Origin of the sequence: Litoribaculum gwangyangense (genome assembly GCF_039543505.1) — a bacterium.
GTDB classification, from domain to species: Bacteria; Bacteroidota; Bacteroidia; order Flavobacteriales; family Flavobacteriaceae; genus Litoribaculum; species Litoribaculum gwangyangense.
This window is the reverse complement of sequence record NZ_BAABJW010000001.1, coordinates 415,593-432,013: the sequence shown is the minus strand read 5'-3', so window position 1 is coordinate 432,013 and position 16,421 is coordinate 415,593. Positions and strand designations below refer to the sequence as shown.

19 protein-coding genes are annotated in these 16,421 nt (G+C 32.8%); 14 read left to right on the top strand and 5 right to left on the bottom strand.

The window, feature by feature from the left end:
• Positions 1-79: 79 nt before the first annotated feature.
• The 10 genes from ABD963_RS01865 to ABD963_RS01820 all read left to right on the top strand — a co-directional run bounded on the left by ABD963_RS01865 (position 80) and on the right by ABD963_RS01820 (position 10,368).
• The gene (locus ABD963_RS01865; protein WP_345275238.1) at positions 80-946 is read left to right on the top strand and encodes a tetratricopeptide repeat protein; all 867 of its coding nucleotides are present in this window, start codon (positions 80-82) and stop codon (positions 944-946) included.
• A 100-nt stretch (positions 947-1,046) separates the two neighbouring features.
• Entirely contained in the window at positions 1,047-2,819 is a 1,773-nt protein-coding gene (locus tag ABD963_RS01860; protein ID WP_345275237.1) for a BatD family protein, read from the top strand.
• A 1-nt stretch (position 2,820) separates the two neighbouring features.
• The gene (locus ABD963_RS01855) at positions 2,821-3,579 is read left to right on the top strand and encodes a tetratricopeptide repeat protein (RefSeq protein ID WP_345275236.1); all 759 of its coding nucleotides are present in this window, start codon (positions 2,821-2,823) and stop codon (positions 3,577-3,579) included.
• A gap of 58 nt (positions 3,580-3,637) precedes the next feature.
• A complete protein-coding gene (locus tag ABD963_RS01850; protein ID WP_345275235.1) occupies positions 3,638-3,922 on the top strand; it encodes a hypothetical protein in 285 nt (94 codons plus the stop codon).
• A gap of 85 nt (positions 3,923-4,007) precedes the next feature.
• Positions 4,008-5,600 carry a SulP family inorganic anion transporter gene (locus ABD963_RS01845; protein WP_345275234.1) on the top strand — a complete coding sequence of 531 codons (1,593 nt, stop codon included), beginning with the start codon at positions 4,008-4,010 and terminating at the stop codon, positions 5,598-5,600.
• A 5-nt stretch (positions 5,601-5,605) separates the two neighbouring features.
• Positions 5,606-6,442 (top strand): universal stress protein, encoded by an 837-nt coding sequence (locus ABD963_RS01840; RefSeq protein ID WP_345275233.1) that lies wholly within the window; start codon positions 5,606-5,608, stop codon positions 6,440-6,442.
• A 7-nt stretch (positions 6,443-6,449) separates the two neighbouring features.
• Positions 6,450-7,079, top strand: coding sequence for a carbonic anhydrase family protein (locus ABD963_RS01835; protein WP_345275232.1), 630 nt, complete (start codon positions 6,450-6,452; stop codon positions 7,077-7,079).
• A 67-nt stretch (positions 7,080-7,146) separates the two neighbouring features.
• Positions 7,147-7,767 carry a DUF2490 domain-containing protein gene (locus ABD963_RS01830; protein WP_345275231.1) on the top strand — a complete coding sequence of 207 codons (621 nt, stop codon included), beginning with the start codon at positions 7,147-7,149 and terminating at the stop codon, positions 7,765-7,767.
• 102 nt (positions 7,768-7,869) lie between these two features.
• Positions 7,870-9,732 (top strand): SulP family inorganic anion transporter, encoded by a 1,863-nt coding sequence (locus ABD963_RS01825; protein WP_345275230.1) that lies wholly within the window; start codon positions 7,870-7,872, stop codon positions 9,730-9,732.
• A gap of 9 nt (positions 9,733-9,741) precedes the next feature.
• Positions 9,742-10,368 carry a carbonic anhydrase gene (locus tag ABD963_RS01820; RefSeq protein WP_345275229.1) on the top strand — a complete coding sequence of 209 codons (627 nt, stop codon included), beginning with the start codon at positions 9,742-9,744 and terminating at the stop codon, positions 10,366-10,368.
• A gap of 28 nt (positions 10,369-10,396) precedes the next feature.
• Here ABD963_RS01820 and ABD963_RS01815 read toward each other — a convergent pair whose 3' ends face one another.
• Positions 10,397-10,912 (bottom strand): CvpA family protein, encoded by a 516-nt coding sequence (locus ABD963_RS01815; RefSeq protein WP_345275228.1) that lies wholly within the window; start codon positions 10,910-10,912, stop codon positions 10,397-10,399.
• Between the two features lie 73 nt (positions 10,913-10,985).
• Here ABD963_RS01815 and ABD963_RS01810 point away from each other — a divergent pair, with 73 nt between their 5' ends.
• The 3 genes from ABD963_RS01810 to ABD963_RS01800 all read left to right on the top strand — a co-directional run bounded on the left by ABD963_RS01810 (position 10,986) and on the right by ABD963_RS01800 (position 12,896).
• Positions 10,986-11,342, top strand: a complete 357-nt coding sequence (locus ABD963_RS01810) for a hypothetical protein (protein ID WP_345275227.1) — start codon at positions 10,986-10,988, stop codon at positions 11,340-11,342.
• 34 nt (positions 11,343-11,376) lie between these two features.
• Positions 11,377-12,396 (top strand): phenylalanine--tRNA ligase subunit alpha, encoded by a 1,020-nt coding sequence (gene pheS, locus ABD963_RS01805; protein ID WP_345275226.1) that lies wholly within the window; start codon positions 11,377-11,379, stop codon positions 12,394-12,396.
• A 104-nt stretch (positions 12,397-12,500) separates the two neighbouring features.
• Entirely contained in the window at positions 12,501-12,896 is a 396-nt protein-coding gene (locus ABD963_RS01800; protein ID WP_345275225.1) for a hypothetical protein, read from the top strand.
• 61 nt (positions 12,897-12,957) lie between these two features.
• Here the strand turns inward: ABD963_RS01800 and ABD963_RS01795 are convergent, their stop codons facing one another.
• Positions 12,958-13,959, bottom strand: coding sequence for an NAD(P)H-dependent glycerol-3-phosphate dehydrogenase (locus ABD963_RS01795; RefSeq protein WP_345275224.1), 1,002 nt, complete (start codon positions 13,957-13,959; stop codon positions 12,958-12,960).
• A 131-nt stretch (positions 13,960-14,090) separates the two neighbouring features.
• Here ABD963_RS01795 and ABD963_RS01790 point away from each other — a divergent pair, with 131 nt between their 5' ends.
• Complete coding sequence (locus tag ABD963_RS01790) at positions 14,091-15,041, top strand: nicotinic acid mononucleotide adenyltransferase (protein WP_345275223.1); 951 nt, start codon at positions 14,091-14,093, stop codon at positions 15,039-15,041.
• Positions 15,042-15,089: 48 nt separating this feature from the next.
• On the opposite strand, the gene ABD963_RS01785 is transcribed toward ABD963_RS01790, so the two are convergent.
• The 3 genes from ABD963_RS01785 to ABD963_RS01775 all read right to left on the bottom strand — a co-directional run bounded on the left by ABD963_RS01785 (position 15,090) and on the right by ABD963_RS01775 (position 16,319).
• Entirely contained in the window at positions 15,090-15,347 is a 258-nt protein-coding gene (locus ABD963_RS01785; protein WP_345275222.1) for a hypothetical protein, read from the bottom strand.
• A 136-nt stretch (positions 15,348-15,483) separates the two neighbouring features.
• Positions 15,484-16,071, bottom strand: a complete 588-nt coding sequence (locus ABD963_RS01780) for an exosortase/archaeosortase family protein (protein WP_345275221.1) — start codon at positions 16,069-16,071, stop codon at positions 15,484-15,486.
• Complete coding sequence (locus ABD963_RS01775) at positions 16,071-16,319, bottom strand: PID-CTERM protein-sorting domain-containing protein (protein WP_345275220.1); 249 nt, start codon at positions 16,317-16,319, stop codon at positions 16,071-16,073. Before ABD963_RS01775 ends, ABD963_RS01780 begins: the two co-directional genes overlap by 1 nt.
• Positions 16,320-16,421: the final 102 nt, after the last annotated feature.

The window sequence follows — 16,421 nt, the reverse complement described above, 5'->3', positions numbered from 1 at the left end:
TTAATCAACCTTTTCTTTGAAAAATGTTTTATACTTTTTTTAACGAATAGAAAAACAAGGTTTTATAATTTTGAGAGTCATGATAAGAAAAGAGAATTTAAAAATGAAGATAGCGGTTTATATAATGATTGCTATTTCAGCAATTACAGGGGCTCAAAATACTGATAAATTACAGTTATTGACCCAAAAAAAAGCGAATAACTATGTTTATGAAGGCAATAATCTGTTAAATGAAGACGACTTTGTTTCTGCAGAAATGGAATACAGAAAAGCCATTTCAGAAAAGCCTACATCCGTTGCGGGTACTTATAATTTGGGCAATGCCTATTATAGTAAAGGCAATTTAGAAGAAGCTTTATATCGTCATCAACAAGCTGCCGAAACAGCAATATCCAAATCAGAAAAGCATATGGCTTTCCATAATATTGGCAATATTTTGATGAAAAACAAGCAATGTAAAGAAGCTGTTGAAGCTTATAAAAATGCTCTGAGAAACGATCCTACTGATGAAGAAACCAGATACAATTTAGGTATTGCAAAGGAATGCGCCGAGCAGCAGCAGGATCAAAATAAGGATGACAATAAAGAAGATAAACAAGACGAAAATAAAGAAAATCAAGACCAAAAAGATAACCAAGAAAAAAAGGATAAAGAAGGCGAGAATAAAGACCAACAGGATAAAAAAGACGAAGGCGACCAAGATAAAAAAGAAGGAGAAGACCAAAAAGATGACGAAGGAAAACCTAAAGATGAAAAAGAGGATAAGGGCAAGGGCGATGAAGAAAAGAAAGATCAAAAACCTCCAAAACCACAACCCGGGCAATTATCACCACAGCAAATAAAAAATTTGTTGGAGGCTATGAATAATCAAGAGCAAAAAGTTCAAGAAAAAATAAATGCTGAAAAGCAAAAAGGCGTCAAGGTAAAAACTGAAAAAGATTGGTAATTAATTGTAAGAGATTCTAAGCATAAATAGTAAGCGTAAATATAATTGATATAATCATTTTATCATTCCTGCTTATGCAGTCATCCACTTTGAAAAACAAATGAAATTTATAAAACAAATATCCATATTTCTAGTAATACTTGTTTCAAGTATGGCTTCAGCACAAGTTCAATTTGAGGCCAAAGTAAGCAAGCAAAAGTTAGGAGTTAATGAACGTTTGCGTGTGGATTTTGAAATGAATCAGGATGGAGATAATTTCAATCCACCAGATTTTGCAAATTTTACGGTAGTTGGTGGGCCAAATCAATCAGTTAGTAATTCATGGATAAATGGCGTTCGAACTTACAAAAAAACATATAGTTATTTTTTAGCACCAAAATCGCGTGGAAATTTTACTATTTCCCAAGCTTCCATAACCATTGAAGGAGAAACTTATAAGACTACCCCTATTAAAATTGAAGTGACTGCAGCTGTTGAAGTTCCAAAAGACCCCAACGACCCCAATTATTTAGCAGCAGAAAATATTCATTTAGTTGCAGAGGTATCAAAAACAAACCCCTATCTAAACGAAGCTATCACAGTAGTGTATAAACTTTATGTTTCGCCAAGAATATCTGTAACTAATTATAGCGAGATTGACAGCCCAAGATATAATGATTTTTGGAGTCAGAATATTGATACCCAAGGACAAAAAGTTGAAAACGGCACATTTAATGGTGAAGATTATCGTTACGTAGTCCTCAGAAAAACGGTTTTGTACCCTCAAAAAACAGGTAAACTGGATATTGAGCCACTAAGTTTAAATATTGATATGCGTGTACCCACCAATAGGCGCGATATTTTTGGAAGCATATTGATGACTCGTGTTACTAGAACCGTTTCTGCAGGAAATAAAACCATTAATGTAAAACCTTTACCAGAAGTTGGTAAACCACTAGATTTTACAGGTGCTGTTGGCGATTTTAAATTTGACGTGAATGCTTCAAAAACCGAATTAGATGCTACGGAATCTTTACAGTTGAAAGTTAACGTTAGGGGTAATGGTAATCTTAAACTTTTTAAACTTCCAAAGGTATCTTTACCAAGTTCTCTTGAGGTTTACGAGCCTGAACATAATGAAAGTGTTAATACTAATTTATCAGGAATGCAAGGAAGTATTTCAGATAGTTATACCATTGTGCCTCAATATAAAGGAAAGTATCCCATACCCAGTATTTCATTTTCATATTTTGATTTAAAAACCGAAACATACAAGCGTTTATCTTCAAATGAAATCATTATCAATGTTCTTAATGGTCCAAATAGTAATGATGCTTCAGAAGGAAATTCAACTTCAAGTATAAATAAACAAGCTGTTGTTTTTAATAATGAACAATTTGCATTTATAAAAACTAAAACAACTTTTTCGTCAATAAAACAAAACTATTTTTTTAAAACCAATTTGTTTTGGAGCTTGTTGTTATTGCCATTTTTAGCAATTCCATTGGCAATTTTGATTAGAAATAAAAAAGCAAGTAGAGATGCTGATGTTTACGGAAATAGAATTAGAAAAGCCAATAGGCTCGCTAGAAAATATTTAACTAATGCCAAAAAATCATTAGGAAAAAAAGAAGCGTTTTATATTGCGCTTGAAAAAGCATTACATAACTATTTGAAGGCTAAATTACACATTGAAACTAGTGATTTAAGTAAAGATATCATTAATAATTTGCTTAAAGAAAAACAAGTTAACAATCAAGTAATTAGTGATTTTATCAGTATTTTAGAAAGTTGTGAATTAGCACGTTACACACCTATTGATAGTGTAACTATGCAAGAAGATTATGATAAAGCGGCAAAAACGATTTCCTTAATTGATAAACAAGCTAAATAAGATGAAACACCTATTGTATATCATATTATTTTTATTAAGTTTTTCAGCTTTTGCCCAAAATCAAGCCTTGTTTGAGAGAGCAAATGCGTTATACAACGAAGGTAAATATGCCGAAGCCATTGATGCATATAATACTATTTTGGAAACTGGAAACCATTCTGCGGATTTGTATTTTAATATGGCAAATGCACATTATAAGCTTAACCATATAGGACCAAGTATCTATTTTTATGAAAAAGCTTTACAATTGACGCCTGATGATGCTGATATAAATAACAATATAGCATACGCTAGGAATATGACCATAGATGCCATTGATGTTATCCCAGATGTAGGGTTTGCAAAACTTATAAAAAATATAACTAATAAATTGTCTTTTGATGTTTGGGCAAAAGCCTCTGTTTTTTTAGTGTTTTGTTTCGTAGTTTTGTTCTTAATTTATTACTTTACTTACTCTACAATAAAAAAACGCGTCACTTTCATTTCTAGTTTAACTGCCTTGGTACTTGTTTGTATAACATTAGCTCTAGCCTTTCACAGGTATAGTTTAGATAAAAATGACAATCCAGCCATTGTATTTGCTCAAGAAAGTAAGGTAAAAAGCGACCCTAACAATAGAAGTGAAGAATCCTTTAGGCTTCACGAAGGCACCAAAGTCCAGGTTTTACAAACTTACAACAATTGGAAAAAAATAAGGCTTTCTGATGGTAAAACTGGGTGGGTCTTATCTCAAGACATCAAACTATTAAACGACATTTAAAAGCAGTTTTACAGTTTTATTGGATTGAAGTGTTATATTTGTTAATAAACACTTCAAAATGTGTAAAAACGTTATTGCAATTTTCTTCACCATATTACTGATGGCACTTATATCAGCGCCTTCAATAATTATTGCAATAGATGACTCCGCAGATACATCCATTTTTTACAGCGTAACAGAAGAAGAGGAAACGAATAAAATCGAACTAAAGGCCTCTGAAAGCTTTGTTGTAACTGAATATTTATGGGTGCTTGAAAGTGCAGAGGGTATTGAATATTATTTTAAAAAATACCCAAAACCACACCTCAATTTAATTTTTCCACCTCCTGAATTCATATCTTAAATTTTGTAATCTTAGGATTTTTGTTCAAAAAAGTGTTTAAAAATAGCTGATGGGTTTCTCCTTATCAGTAAAAATGAATTTATTTATGTTTAAAACTATTAAAAATGACTTGCCTGCTAGTATAGTCGTATTCTTTGTAGCATTACCATTATGTTTGGGCATTGCTTTAGCAAGTGGAGCACCATTATTTTCTGGAGTCATTGCAGGTATTATTGGCGGTATTGTTGTTGGATCTTTAAGTGGATCCAAAATTGGGGTTAGTGGACCTGCTGCAGGATTGGCTGCAATTGTTTTGGCCGCTATTGGCACTCTTGGAGGTTATCAAAACTTTTTAGTAGCCGTTGTTTTAGGGGGTATTATTCAAATGCTATTTGGTGTTTTAAAAGCTGGAGTTATAGGATATTATTTCCCTTCTTCAGTTATAAAAGGGATGTTAACAGGCATTGGTATCATTATTATCCTAAAGCAAATTCCTCACTTTTTTGGTTATGATGCTGAACCAGAAGGAGCCGATAGCTTTTTTGAAACTTCTGGTGAAAATACCTTTTCAGCAATTTTAAATATTACCGATAATATAACGCTAGGCTCAACGATTATTGGGATTATTGGACTGGGGATTTTAATATTATGGGATAAAATATTATCAAAAAAAGGTAAGATTTTCCAATTAGTACAAGGTCCATTGGTAGCTGTTGTTTTAGGCATTATTTTTTACGCTATTACAAATTCGCATGATACTTTATCTATTTCAACCTCACATTTAGTAAGTGTGCCAGTTCCAGACGATACTGCATCTTTTTTAGGCCAATTTAGTTTTCCTAATTTTAAGATCATAACCAACCCAGATGTTTGGATTGTTGCATTTACAATTGCCTTAGTAGCAAGTTTGGAAACCTTACTATGTGTTGAGGCTACCGATAAGTTAGATCCTCATAAGAATGTAACCCCAACTAATAGAGAGTTGTTGGCTCAAGGCGCGGGTAATATCCTTTCTGGCCTAGTAGGAGGTTTACCGATTACTCAGGTAATTGTGCGTAGTTCTGCAAATATCCAATCTGGAGGTCGTAGTAAGGCATCTGCTATCATTCATGGCTTCTTTCTATTAATTTCTGTAGTACTTATTCCAAGGTTATTAAATATGATACCTTTATCTGTTTTAGCAGCCATTTTGCTGGTAGTTGGATATAAACTGGCAAAGCCAGCCTTATTCAAAAAAATGTACGACTTAGGTTGGAAACAATCAATCCCTTTCACAGTAACTGTTTTAGGGATAGTGTTTATAGACCTTTTATATGGCATAGGTCTCGGGCTTGCGGTTGGCATTGTAGTTATCTTATTGAAAAGCTACCAGAATTCACATTTCCTTCATATTGAAGATAAAAGCAATGGAAAACATAGAATAAAAATGACTTTGGCCGAAGAAGTAACTTTTTTTAATAAAGGAGCTATTTTAAAGGAGTTAGAGAGTTTGCCAATGGAAACTTACTTAGAAATAAACCTTTTAAATACGAGGTATTTGGATAACGATATTATTGAAATTCTAGAGGATTTTCTTTTTAAAGCCAAAGAGAGAAATATAGATATCAAGTTAGTTTCTAAAAGAGGGACTAAAGAAAACCCATCTAGTTTTGTTGAGTTTTTTAGGGACAAACCAAAGTCAAGTTTAAGTTTAAATTAAACATCATGAAAAATAAAAAATATAAAATTCTAGTACTTTCAGATTTAATAAAATCTATGGACTCAACATTGAAAAGTACCATAAGTTTATCGAACATAATTAATGCAGATATTGAGTTATTTTATGTTAAAAAACCTACTGATATTATTAAAAAAGAAAATCAACTAACCGCTTTTCGCACAATAAATCAGGAACATGTTCAAACAAAAAGGAAGCTGGACAATCTTGTTAAATCTGTTTATCAGAATTATGGAGTCAATATTAAGTGCACATTTGCCTTTGGGAATATTAAAAATCAAATTGAGGCACAGATCAATAAATTAAAACCAGACATTATTGTTTTGGGCAAGAGAAAACCAAAGGCTATCAGTTTTCTTGGAAATAACATAACAAATTTTGTTTTAAGCAAGCATGAAGGGATGGTTTTAATAGCTTCTGGTAAAAACACCTTTGAGCCAAACGATGATTTATCACTAGGTATTTTGAATCCCAATGAAGAATTGGTTAATTTGGATTTTACTGAAACTTTAATAAAACACACTAAAAAACCATTAAAATCTTTCAGAATCATTAAAAATTCTAGTAATTTAAAAGAAGTCAATCAAGACTCAACGCTTCCTAAAACTGTGGAATATGTTTTTGAAGAAAATGGTCATACACTAAAAAACCTATCAAATTATGTATCAAAAAATAACATAAATTTGCTTTGGTTGGCTGGTGATGATAGCGCTCAAAATATGTCAAGTTCCATTAAGACAAGCCTAAAAGATATTATTAACAATCTTGATGTCTCTCTTCTATTAACTAGAGGTCAAAAACTAAAAATTCAACAAAACACCTAAGAAAATTATGAAAGCACATACAAGAGAAACCCAAGCAACCATGACACCCGAAAAGTCATTGCGATATTTAAAAGAGGGTAATGTTAGATTTCAAAACAACTTAAAAGCCAATAGAAATTTACTGGAACAAGTAAACGATACAAGCGAAGGTCAATTTCCGTTTGCTACCATTTTAAGTTGTATAGACTCCAGAGTATCTGCTGAATTAGTTTTCGACCAAGGATTAGGTGATATTTTTAGTGTAAGGATTGCAGGAAACTTTGTTAACGAAGATATATTAGGAAGTATGGAGTTTGCATGTAAACTTGCCGGCACCAAATTAATAGTGGTTTTGGGGCATACCAGTTGTGGAGCGATTAAGGGGGCTTGCGATGATGCTAAGATGGGTAATCTCACCAAGCTTATTGAAAAAATAACACCTGCTGTAAAGGCCACTGAAGAGCCTAAAGATACGAGTTTAAGAAATTCAAAAAACTTGGAGTTTGTGGATAATGTATCAAAAAAGAACGTAGAGTTAACTATTGATAGAATACACAGAGAAAGCCCAATACTTACGGATATGGAAAAAATTGGTGAGATTAAAATTATTGGTGCTATGTATGATATTAATACTGGTGCTGTAGAATTTTATGAGTAGAATGCCTTAGATGGGAAAAAGGAACAGTATAAAAAAAGTAAATGTAATAGCATTAATAATACTGTTAATGTTACCATTATTGTCACAAAGTCAAGAAAGTAATTTTGGTAATTGGTTAATATATATAGGCAACAAAAAACTTAACCAAAAATGGAATCTTCATAATGAGGTCCAATACCGAAATTACAACGCTATTGGCAATCTTGAACAGTTGTTACTTCGTACAGGGTTAGGCTATAATTTTAATGAGGGGAAAAATAATGTTTTGTTGGGATATGGATATATTTTATCCGAAAACTACCTTGCAAACACTGATGACAAGATATCCCTAAAAGAGCACAGGATTTTTCAACAATTCCTTTCCAACCAAAAATTTGGAAATGTGAAATTAGGTCACCGGTATAGGTTTGAGCAACGTTTTGTTGAAAATGATTTTAAAATGCGTTTTCGATATTTTCTATCCATTAATGTTCCTCTTGGCAAAGATGACGCGAGTAAATATTATCTTTCGACTTACAATGAAATTTTTCTGAATACAGAAACCTCAATTTTTGATCGAAACAGGTTATATGGAGGCATTGGCTATCAGGTGAACAGAAATGTCAAAATTGAAGCCGGTTACATGAACCAGTTTTTTGAAACCACAAGTAGAGATCAGTTTAATGTAATAACATTTGTAAACTTTTAACTTAAAACCATATTAAGAAATAAAGGTCAATACTTTTTGGTGTTGACTTTTTTTTTGGACTTTTATAAGTTATATTAGAAGTTCTAATAATGATAACAGTTTATGAAAAACCTTTTTTCTAACATTAAAGGTGATGCTTTTGGAGGAATCACAGCTGGAATTGTAGCGCTTCCCTTAGCTTTGGCATTCGGGGTTTCTTCAGGTTTAGGTCCTACAGCTGGACTTTATGGTGCTATTTTCATCAGTTTTTTTGCAGCACTTTTTGGGGGTACCAGCACCCAGATTTCTGGTCCTACAGCACCTATGACGGCTGTGAGTATGGTGGTTATTGCAAGTATTATTGCAGTAAACGATGGTGATGTTAATAAAGCATTGCCAGTAATTCTAACGGTTTTTTTATTGGCAGGATTAATGCAAATAGGATTAGGGGTTTTAGGGCTAGGTAAGTACATAAGATATATTCCCTATCCCGTGGTTTCCGGATTTATGACAGCCATTGGCGTTATTATTTTACTCACACAAATTTTACCATCATTAGGATATTATCCAAAAGAAGATATGGCATTTGTTAAAACTTTTAAACCAGAGGCAGAGGAAGTGATTTTAGAGAATATTTTAAAAGAAGAAGCAGGTGAAGGTATTTTGGTCTTAGAAGATTTCAAAGAAACCATTGATAGGGCAGAACATATCACCCAAGAAGATATTTTAAAGGAATCACAAACATTGGCAGCTAAAGACGCCTCAGGAGCTTTAGGCGCTATAAAAGCCATACCAAAAGCTTTGAAAAATGTTAATTGGCTTGAATTGATATTGGCCGTAGGAACCATTTTAATCATTTATGGTTTCAAGCGAATTACCAAAGCGGTTCCTAGTACTTTGGTGGCATTAATTGTGATGTCTGGAATTGCTGTGGGTTTCGGGTTAAATTACAGGCCTATTGAAGAGATTCCTAGCGGATTGCCAATTCCAAATTTAGAGATATTTACCAGTTTTTCACTTGGTAGCATAACACCCTACATTTTTACAGCTTTAACCTTAGCACTTTTAGGAGCTATCGATTCATTGCTTACCAGTGTAGTGGCCGATAATATGACTAAAACGAAACATAAGCCAAACAAGGAACTAGTTGGTCAAGGAATAGGAAATAGTATAGCAGCAGTATTTGGTGGTATTCCTGGCGCAGGAGCGACTATTAGAACGGTTGTTAACATCACATCTGGTGGAAAAACAAAATTATCTGGCATGATAGCCGGCGTCATGTTACTAATTATTCTTTTGGGGTTAGGTCCTGTAGCATCAAAAATTCCTGCAGCGGTTTTAGCAGGTATTTTAATAACAGTAGGTATTGGTGTTATGGATTATAAAGGCTTAAAAGCCATTCCAAGTTTGCCGAAAGATATTAAAATTGGACCTCTAAAAATGAGTTCAGAGGTTTTAATCATGCTTGTGGTTCTAGTGCTTTCAACCTTTTGGAATCTAGTTTATGCCGTTGGTATTGGTTTGGTAATAGCTTCTTTAATGTTCATGAAAAAAATTGGCGATTTAACGGCTGAACGAAGCGATGTAAAACCATTAAAAGAGGAATCTTGGGCCGATGAAGGTAATTTTCCAGAAAATTTAAAAGAAGAAGTTTTTATCAAACATTTAAAGGGGCCTTTGTTTTTTGGCTCCACAAGCGATTTTCAGCAGTTATCAACCCAAATTCCAGATACTGCGAAAACAGTTATTTTAAGATTAGGACGCATGCAATACATGGATCAATCAGGGTTATATGCCATGGAAGATATGCTTCAAGACCTAAATAAAAAGAGTATAGAAGTTTTATTTGTAGGTTTGCTAAAACAGCCTAAATACATGATGGAACGCATTGATATTATTCCAGATTTAATTCCAAGAGAGCACATTTTTGAGAGTTTCAAGGAATGTTTAAATTGGATAAAATTAAACGTAAAAGACCAATATTAACGATAACCTATGGATTTAAATAAAGTATTCGAAAATAACGAAAAATGGATTGCTGATAAACTTGCTCTAAACAATAATTATTTTGGAGAACTTGGCAAAGGGCAAAATCCTGAGTTATTGTATATAGGTTGTAGTGACAGTCGTGTAACTGCCGAAGAGCTGATGGGTGCAGAACCAGGTGAAGTTTTTGTACACCGTAATATAGCCAATATGATTTCTGGCATCGATTTGAACGCCATGTCTGTGGTAGAATATGCGGTTACCCATTTAAGAGTAAAACATGTAATTGTTTGTGGGCATTATGCCTGTGGAGGAGTAAAGGCCGCTATGCAATCGGCTGATTTAGGCGTTCTTAATGGTTGGCTGCGCAATATTCGTGATGTCTATCGAATTCATAAATTAGAATTGAATGGTATTAAGGATGAAGAAAAAAAATATGACCGTTTGGTAGAACTAAACGTGAAAGAACAGTGTGTTAATTTAATTAAAACAGCTGCAGTTCAAAAAGCTTATCGAGATAGAGGTTTGCAAGTTCACGGCTGGGTGTTTGACGTACATACAGGAAGGCTGATTGACTTAAAAATCAATTTTGAAAAGTATCTCATAGATATCATGGAAATTTATCATTTGGATTAAACCAAAAAGATTTTTTTAACAACCTTTTTTAAGCCTCACTTTCAGAAGTTATATCATCTTCTTTAAGCAATAAAATATGCGGAAAAATCATGGGTACTAAACTTTTTACAGGCTTGTAAATTACGGTATCGTCTATTTCTTCCACATCAACAAACGTAATGGTACTGTTCATTTTATCAAAAATATTCAAAACCACACTTAAAATTAGGGCAATTTTCAAAGCCCCAAAAACACCACCAAGAAATTTATTAATAAGACCAAGAGCAGCAAAATCAGCCAATTTGGTCAATGCTTTTCCAGCCAAAGCAATGGCTAAAACTATAACAACAAAGGTTATAGCAAAGGCCGTTATATTAATGGTTTTTTCGTTCCATTCAGTTCGGGTTTGCAAGAATTCAGCAGCAAAATTACTAAAATGAATGGCACCATAAACACCAGCAATCAAAGCTGCCAAAGAGGCCACTTCAACAAAAAGCCCTTTCATAAAACCTCTTACCAATCCAAATAAAATGAAAGCGATTAAAACAATATCTAAAACACCCATAATGATACAATTTAAACAAATATAAAATAATAGTCACACTTAGGTTTATTAACTTTGCAACTTTCAGAATATTATGTCAAGAGACGAACAATTAAAAGAACGCTGGGAGGTGGTGGTTGAAAAACTATCCAAACAATTTGCAGATGGAGACACGTTAGATCTGGATGCCATCATATTTTTAATTGGGGTACAAGAATTAGGACAGTTAGAACGTAGTTTTAAAAAAGACCAAAAATTAGACCTCATGCACATTGCCATTTGTAAATTATTAGCACCTTATGGCTATTACGAATTCGATTTTGTGGATGATGATGGTTGGCCACATTATAAAGTTTTAGAAACGTTGCCTCATTTAAAAGCAGGTGAACAGTCTATTTTAATGAAAGAAGCCATTGTAAACTATTTTGTTGAAACCGATTATATAGACTAGAAATTATTAAATTTGCCATCTATTTTAAGGATCTATGATAGAAAAGATAAAAGAACTTATAGCAGAAGCAGAAGCATTTAAAGCCCAAACCAAAGAAGAGGTTGAAGTTTTCCGTATAAAATATTTAGGAAAAAAAGGATTGCTGAATGAGTTTTTTGCGGAGTTTAAAAATGTAGCAAACGACCAAAAAAAGGACTTCGGTCAAGCCATCAATAAGCTTAAAAAAGCGGCTGAAGACAAAGTTAACTCTTTAAAAGAAGAACTTGAAAATAAAGAAGAAGTAAAAGGTATTTATGGGGACTTATCGCGTCCAGGTGAGCCCATTCAAATTGGGGCACGCCACCCCATATCTATTGTAAAAAATCAAATTATTGATATATTTTCACGCATAGGATTTAATGTTAGCGAGGGTCCAGAAATTGAAGATGATTGGCACAATTTTACAGCGTTAAATTTGCCAGAGTACCATCCAGCTCGCGATATGCAAGATACATTTTTTATCCAAACTAACCCTGAAATTTTATTGCGCACGCACACCAGTTCTGTGCAAGTACGCTATATGGAAAATAATAAACCACCTATCCGCACAATTTCGCCGGGTAGAGTTTATAGAAACGAAGCGATTTCAGCACGTTCTCATTGTTTTTTCCATCAGGTAGAAGGATTGTATATTGATAAAGACGTAAGTTTTGCCGATTTAAAACAAACGCTTCAACATTTTACCACCGAAATGTTTGGTAAAAGTAAAATTCGTTTACGCCCGTCGTACTTCCCATTTACAGAACCAAGTGCCGAGGTAGATGTGTATTGGGGTTTAGAAACCGAAATTGACTATCGCATTACTAAAGGGACGGGATGGTTAGAGATTATGGGCTGTGGTATGGTTGATCCCAATGTATTGGAAAACTGCGGGATAGATTCCAAAGAATATTCTGGGTTTGCTTTTGGTATGGGTATCGATCGCATAGCAATGCTACTTCATCAAATTGGTGATATCCGTTTGCTAAGTGAGAATGATGTGCGTTTTTTAGAACAGTTTAAATCAGCTCTTTAATTTTAGGATTATTAGGAGTGAAATTCGAAGCAATTAGTTTTATTATAAATATAGCTTCAACTTTTAAAAAATTTTCAAAATGACATATTTCTTCATGTTTTAGAATGAAAAAAGATATACAAATTCCAAAAGTTCAAGACGTTTATGTTGCTGTGGTTAATGAATATAACGAAGTATATAAAACAAATGACTGGAACGCGTATATTATTAACGATAAAGAGTCAGATTTAGAGATGGTTATCATTGTAACCAGCGGTTATTCTGAAGATAAAAAAACAGCGACTTTTAGAAAGAAAATAGATGTTCTTCCTAAAAAAAGTTATGCTAAAATTGAGTTGATACCTGAAGAATTGTTTTCGCTGAACAATACTTTTAAAGTGTCTTTTTTTGAAGGCAACCAAATGTTCGATAAAACCTATTTGTTTAGAAAAAACACAATTAATTTAAAAGCTTTACAAAACATACCTTTAATGAATTCAAAAGGAGTTTTAGTGAAGTAAACCTTTCTTTAATTTTCACAAAAATTAAATCTACCTTCCTGTGTAAGGTGAAGAATTAATATCAATCCAACTGCTCAGTCAATTTCTTGAATACCTTTTTAGGGTTTTTATTCTCGTATAAAATCTCGTAAACAGCGTTTATAATAGGGAGTCGCGTTTTTTTGGCATTTTTTTCGTTTAATAAATGCGCACTTTTTGTGGCGTAATATCCTTCAGCAACCATGCTCATTTCCATTTGAGCTGATTTAACAGTGTAGCCTTTGCCAATCATGTTTCCAAACATGCGGTTTCTGGAAAAGGTAGAATATCCCGTCACCAACAAATCTCCTAAATAAGCCGAATTGTTAATGTTACGTTTCATTTTATGCATCTTTTTAATAAAACGTTTCATTTCGCGAATAGAGTTACTCATTAAAACACTTTGGAAATTATCGCCATAACCTAAACCATGAGCAATACCAGCAGCAATAGCATAAATATTTTTAAGCATCACAGCATATTCTACACCAATAATATCATCGCTGATTTTTGTTTTTATATAATCACTCGATAAGTTTTTAGCAATGGCTTTCGCTTTTTTAGCATCAGAGCATGAAATAGTTAAGTAAGATAAACGCTCTAAAGCCACTTCTTCTGCATGACAAGGACCTGCAATCACGGCTATATTTTCAAATGGTACTTTATAAATATCATGGAAATGTTCGCCAACTAATAAACCACTCTCTGGCATAATACCTTTTACGGCAGAAACAATTATTTTATTGGAAATGTCAATGGTTAGTTTTTCAAGTTCATTATGTATAAAAGCGGAAGGAATTACAAAGATAAGCACATCGGCATAATCAGCAATTTCATTGATGTCGTTACTAAGCTTTAATTGCTCTAAATGAAACTCAACCGAACTTAAATAACTAGGGTTATGTTGTTCCCTTAATAGGTGTTCTTTTATATAAACACTTCGCATATACCAGCCCACTTCATCTAAATTTTCGCAAAGCATTTTTACAATAGCTGTTGCCCAACTTCCTGCTCCAAAAACCGCATATTTTAAAGGTTTATCCATAAAAATTGTATTGTTATCAGTTTCAAAAATACATAAAATATTGCTTAGAGTTAATCTATTAAAAACATTAAGAATTTTTTTTGGCACGCGTTTTGAAACTTAGAAAGTAGAAACCCTAAAAATATTTGATTATGAGGACTGTAAAATTACTTTTAAGCTTTTCAATAATAGCAACTCTTTTTACTTCTTGTTATACAGAAGTAATTGTAGAAGAATATGTAGATAATACACCACAAATTTCAATTAATCAATTATTAAGTTCTTATGAACTTTGGTATGTTGATATTAATTCAACTGTTGGATATGGAGAAACCCCATTTTTACAAAAGGCCTTTACCATATCATTTATAAATGGAATAGTATATGCCAATAATAATATTGTTGGTCTCGGTAACAGTGGAAATGGTTTTGGGATAGATGTAGGTGAATATGATGCTTACAATATGATTTTAGATGTAAATCATGATCTTGATGGGTTTTCAACCTTTGATGTTTATCAAATTGATGGAAATACTATCGAGCTATATAATCCAAACAATGATACATCATACTTTTTAGATGGTTATCAAAGAAACAATTTTGATTACGACTTTGTTTTCTATGATAACATTCATTACTTCTTACAAGAATATGAAGCTTGGGAAAAAACTTTTACCAGCGAGTTTGGAGCTATTAATGAATTTGATAACGAAAATTATTTACAGTTTTTAGCTGGTGGAAATGATTCTACTTTTAGAAGTTCACAAGATATAAATATTAATAACCCAAATAATTTATATTGGGATTATACCGGGATTTATGGTGTAGGAAATATAACTGGGAATATGTATTTGAAAACTTTAACATTAGATTATGATTATTTGGGCAATGAATATTTCGAATTGAGCGTTATAAATGACGGAAAGATAGAGTTGTATCACCCAAATTCTGGAACTGTTTATGAGTTTGAAGGTAGAGGCTATATACAATTCTTGAAAACTGGTAATACAAAAGGGGATTCTAAAGATCTAAATATTGAAAAGAAACGTAAATTTAGAAAAGATAAAGTAGATAACCCGAGAGAAAACACGAGGGTTAAATAAAAATTTTGGTTGGTTATTTAGTTTAGAAGCCGTTTAAAGTGTCTTACTTTAGGCGGTTTCTTTTTTTAGACTTCTATTAAGTAAACCCATAGCCACATATAATACTGGCGATATTAAAATTTCTTGAATAGTATGAGCAAAGTTTTTAATATCTCGACTTAATTCCATAATAAACCAATCAAACAAACCTAAACTAGTAATTATAATAAGTCCTGAAATATGAACAAGATGCCAAATAGAAGACATCCATTTATCCTTTAATTTTCCCAGATGAAAGGTGCCAATAAAATATACTAGGATAGTCACTCCAAATCTGATTAGATGAAAAGTTAATTTAGGGAGTAATAACCATTCCCCACTTTCAGTAATGAAAAAGAGATAGTACCAAGAATAGATAATAATAATAAATATAAGTCCAGCGATGAAACGGAACTTATCTGATTTATACAACTTCATCTTTTTTTAAACTAATTTTTCTTGCGTAAACCATCCACATCAAAAATGTAGCCGTGTATACTGCAGCTTTAAATAAATAATGGTGGGCAAAGTCAAAATATGCATGGTAATATTCCCGTAAGTATATAAGCCCTGTACATCTGAGTATATTTATAAAGTCAATCAATATTACACCGATAATAACATATTTAACTTTACGCCAAAATCTTGAGGGCATACAAACAATAAAACCAATATACAAAACCATTAATTCTAAACCATTGCATATGTCGGCTATGTAGAGCACAAGCTTATCGTAATGATAAATCTTAGATGCTTTTTGAGTAACTAGTCCCTCTCCCTCTATGTAAGTAGAAAGTTCGGTTTTTGAGGTAAAACCAGACATATCGCCTAAACCATTTAAAACGAATACAGATGCATTCGCAACATGTGTTGTTAATGGGCTGTCCAATAATCTTGAGTCAGACAGAAATAGGCCATAAACGAGTTTCCAAATAATAAAAACCAATAAGGCTTTTCCTAGGAAAAGCCTTATTGGTTTTGGAATATCGTTTATAAGTGATTTTAAATTCACTATTTTTTATTTTCACGTAATTTTTTGATTCCAAAAGCTGCGGCTCCAAGCAATAAGATACCCAAACCACCATCAAGTGGAACAGAGTCATGATTGTTGTTTTGTTGATAGTGCCCACAAGTTCTTGAATGTTTGTGAGTCCACCAACTCCACCATCCCCAAGCATGAGAGCTGGTTGGAAATGTTAGTGCTAAAACTATGGCAATTAATGCCACCCTTTTGGATAAGGTTTGTTTTTCGTTTTTCATTGTTTTGGGATAAAATGGATTAATAGCATCATAAAAATAATTAGAATTTCATTGTCAAATAATTGTAAACTTCTTTTTTCGATGAAATTTAATTTTTGGTCT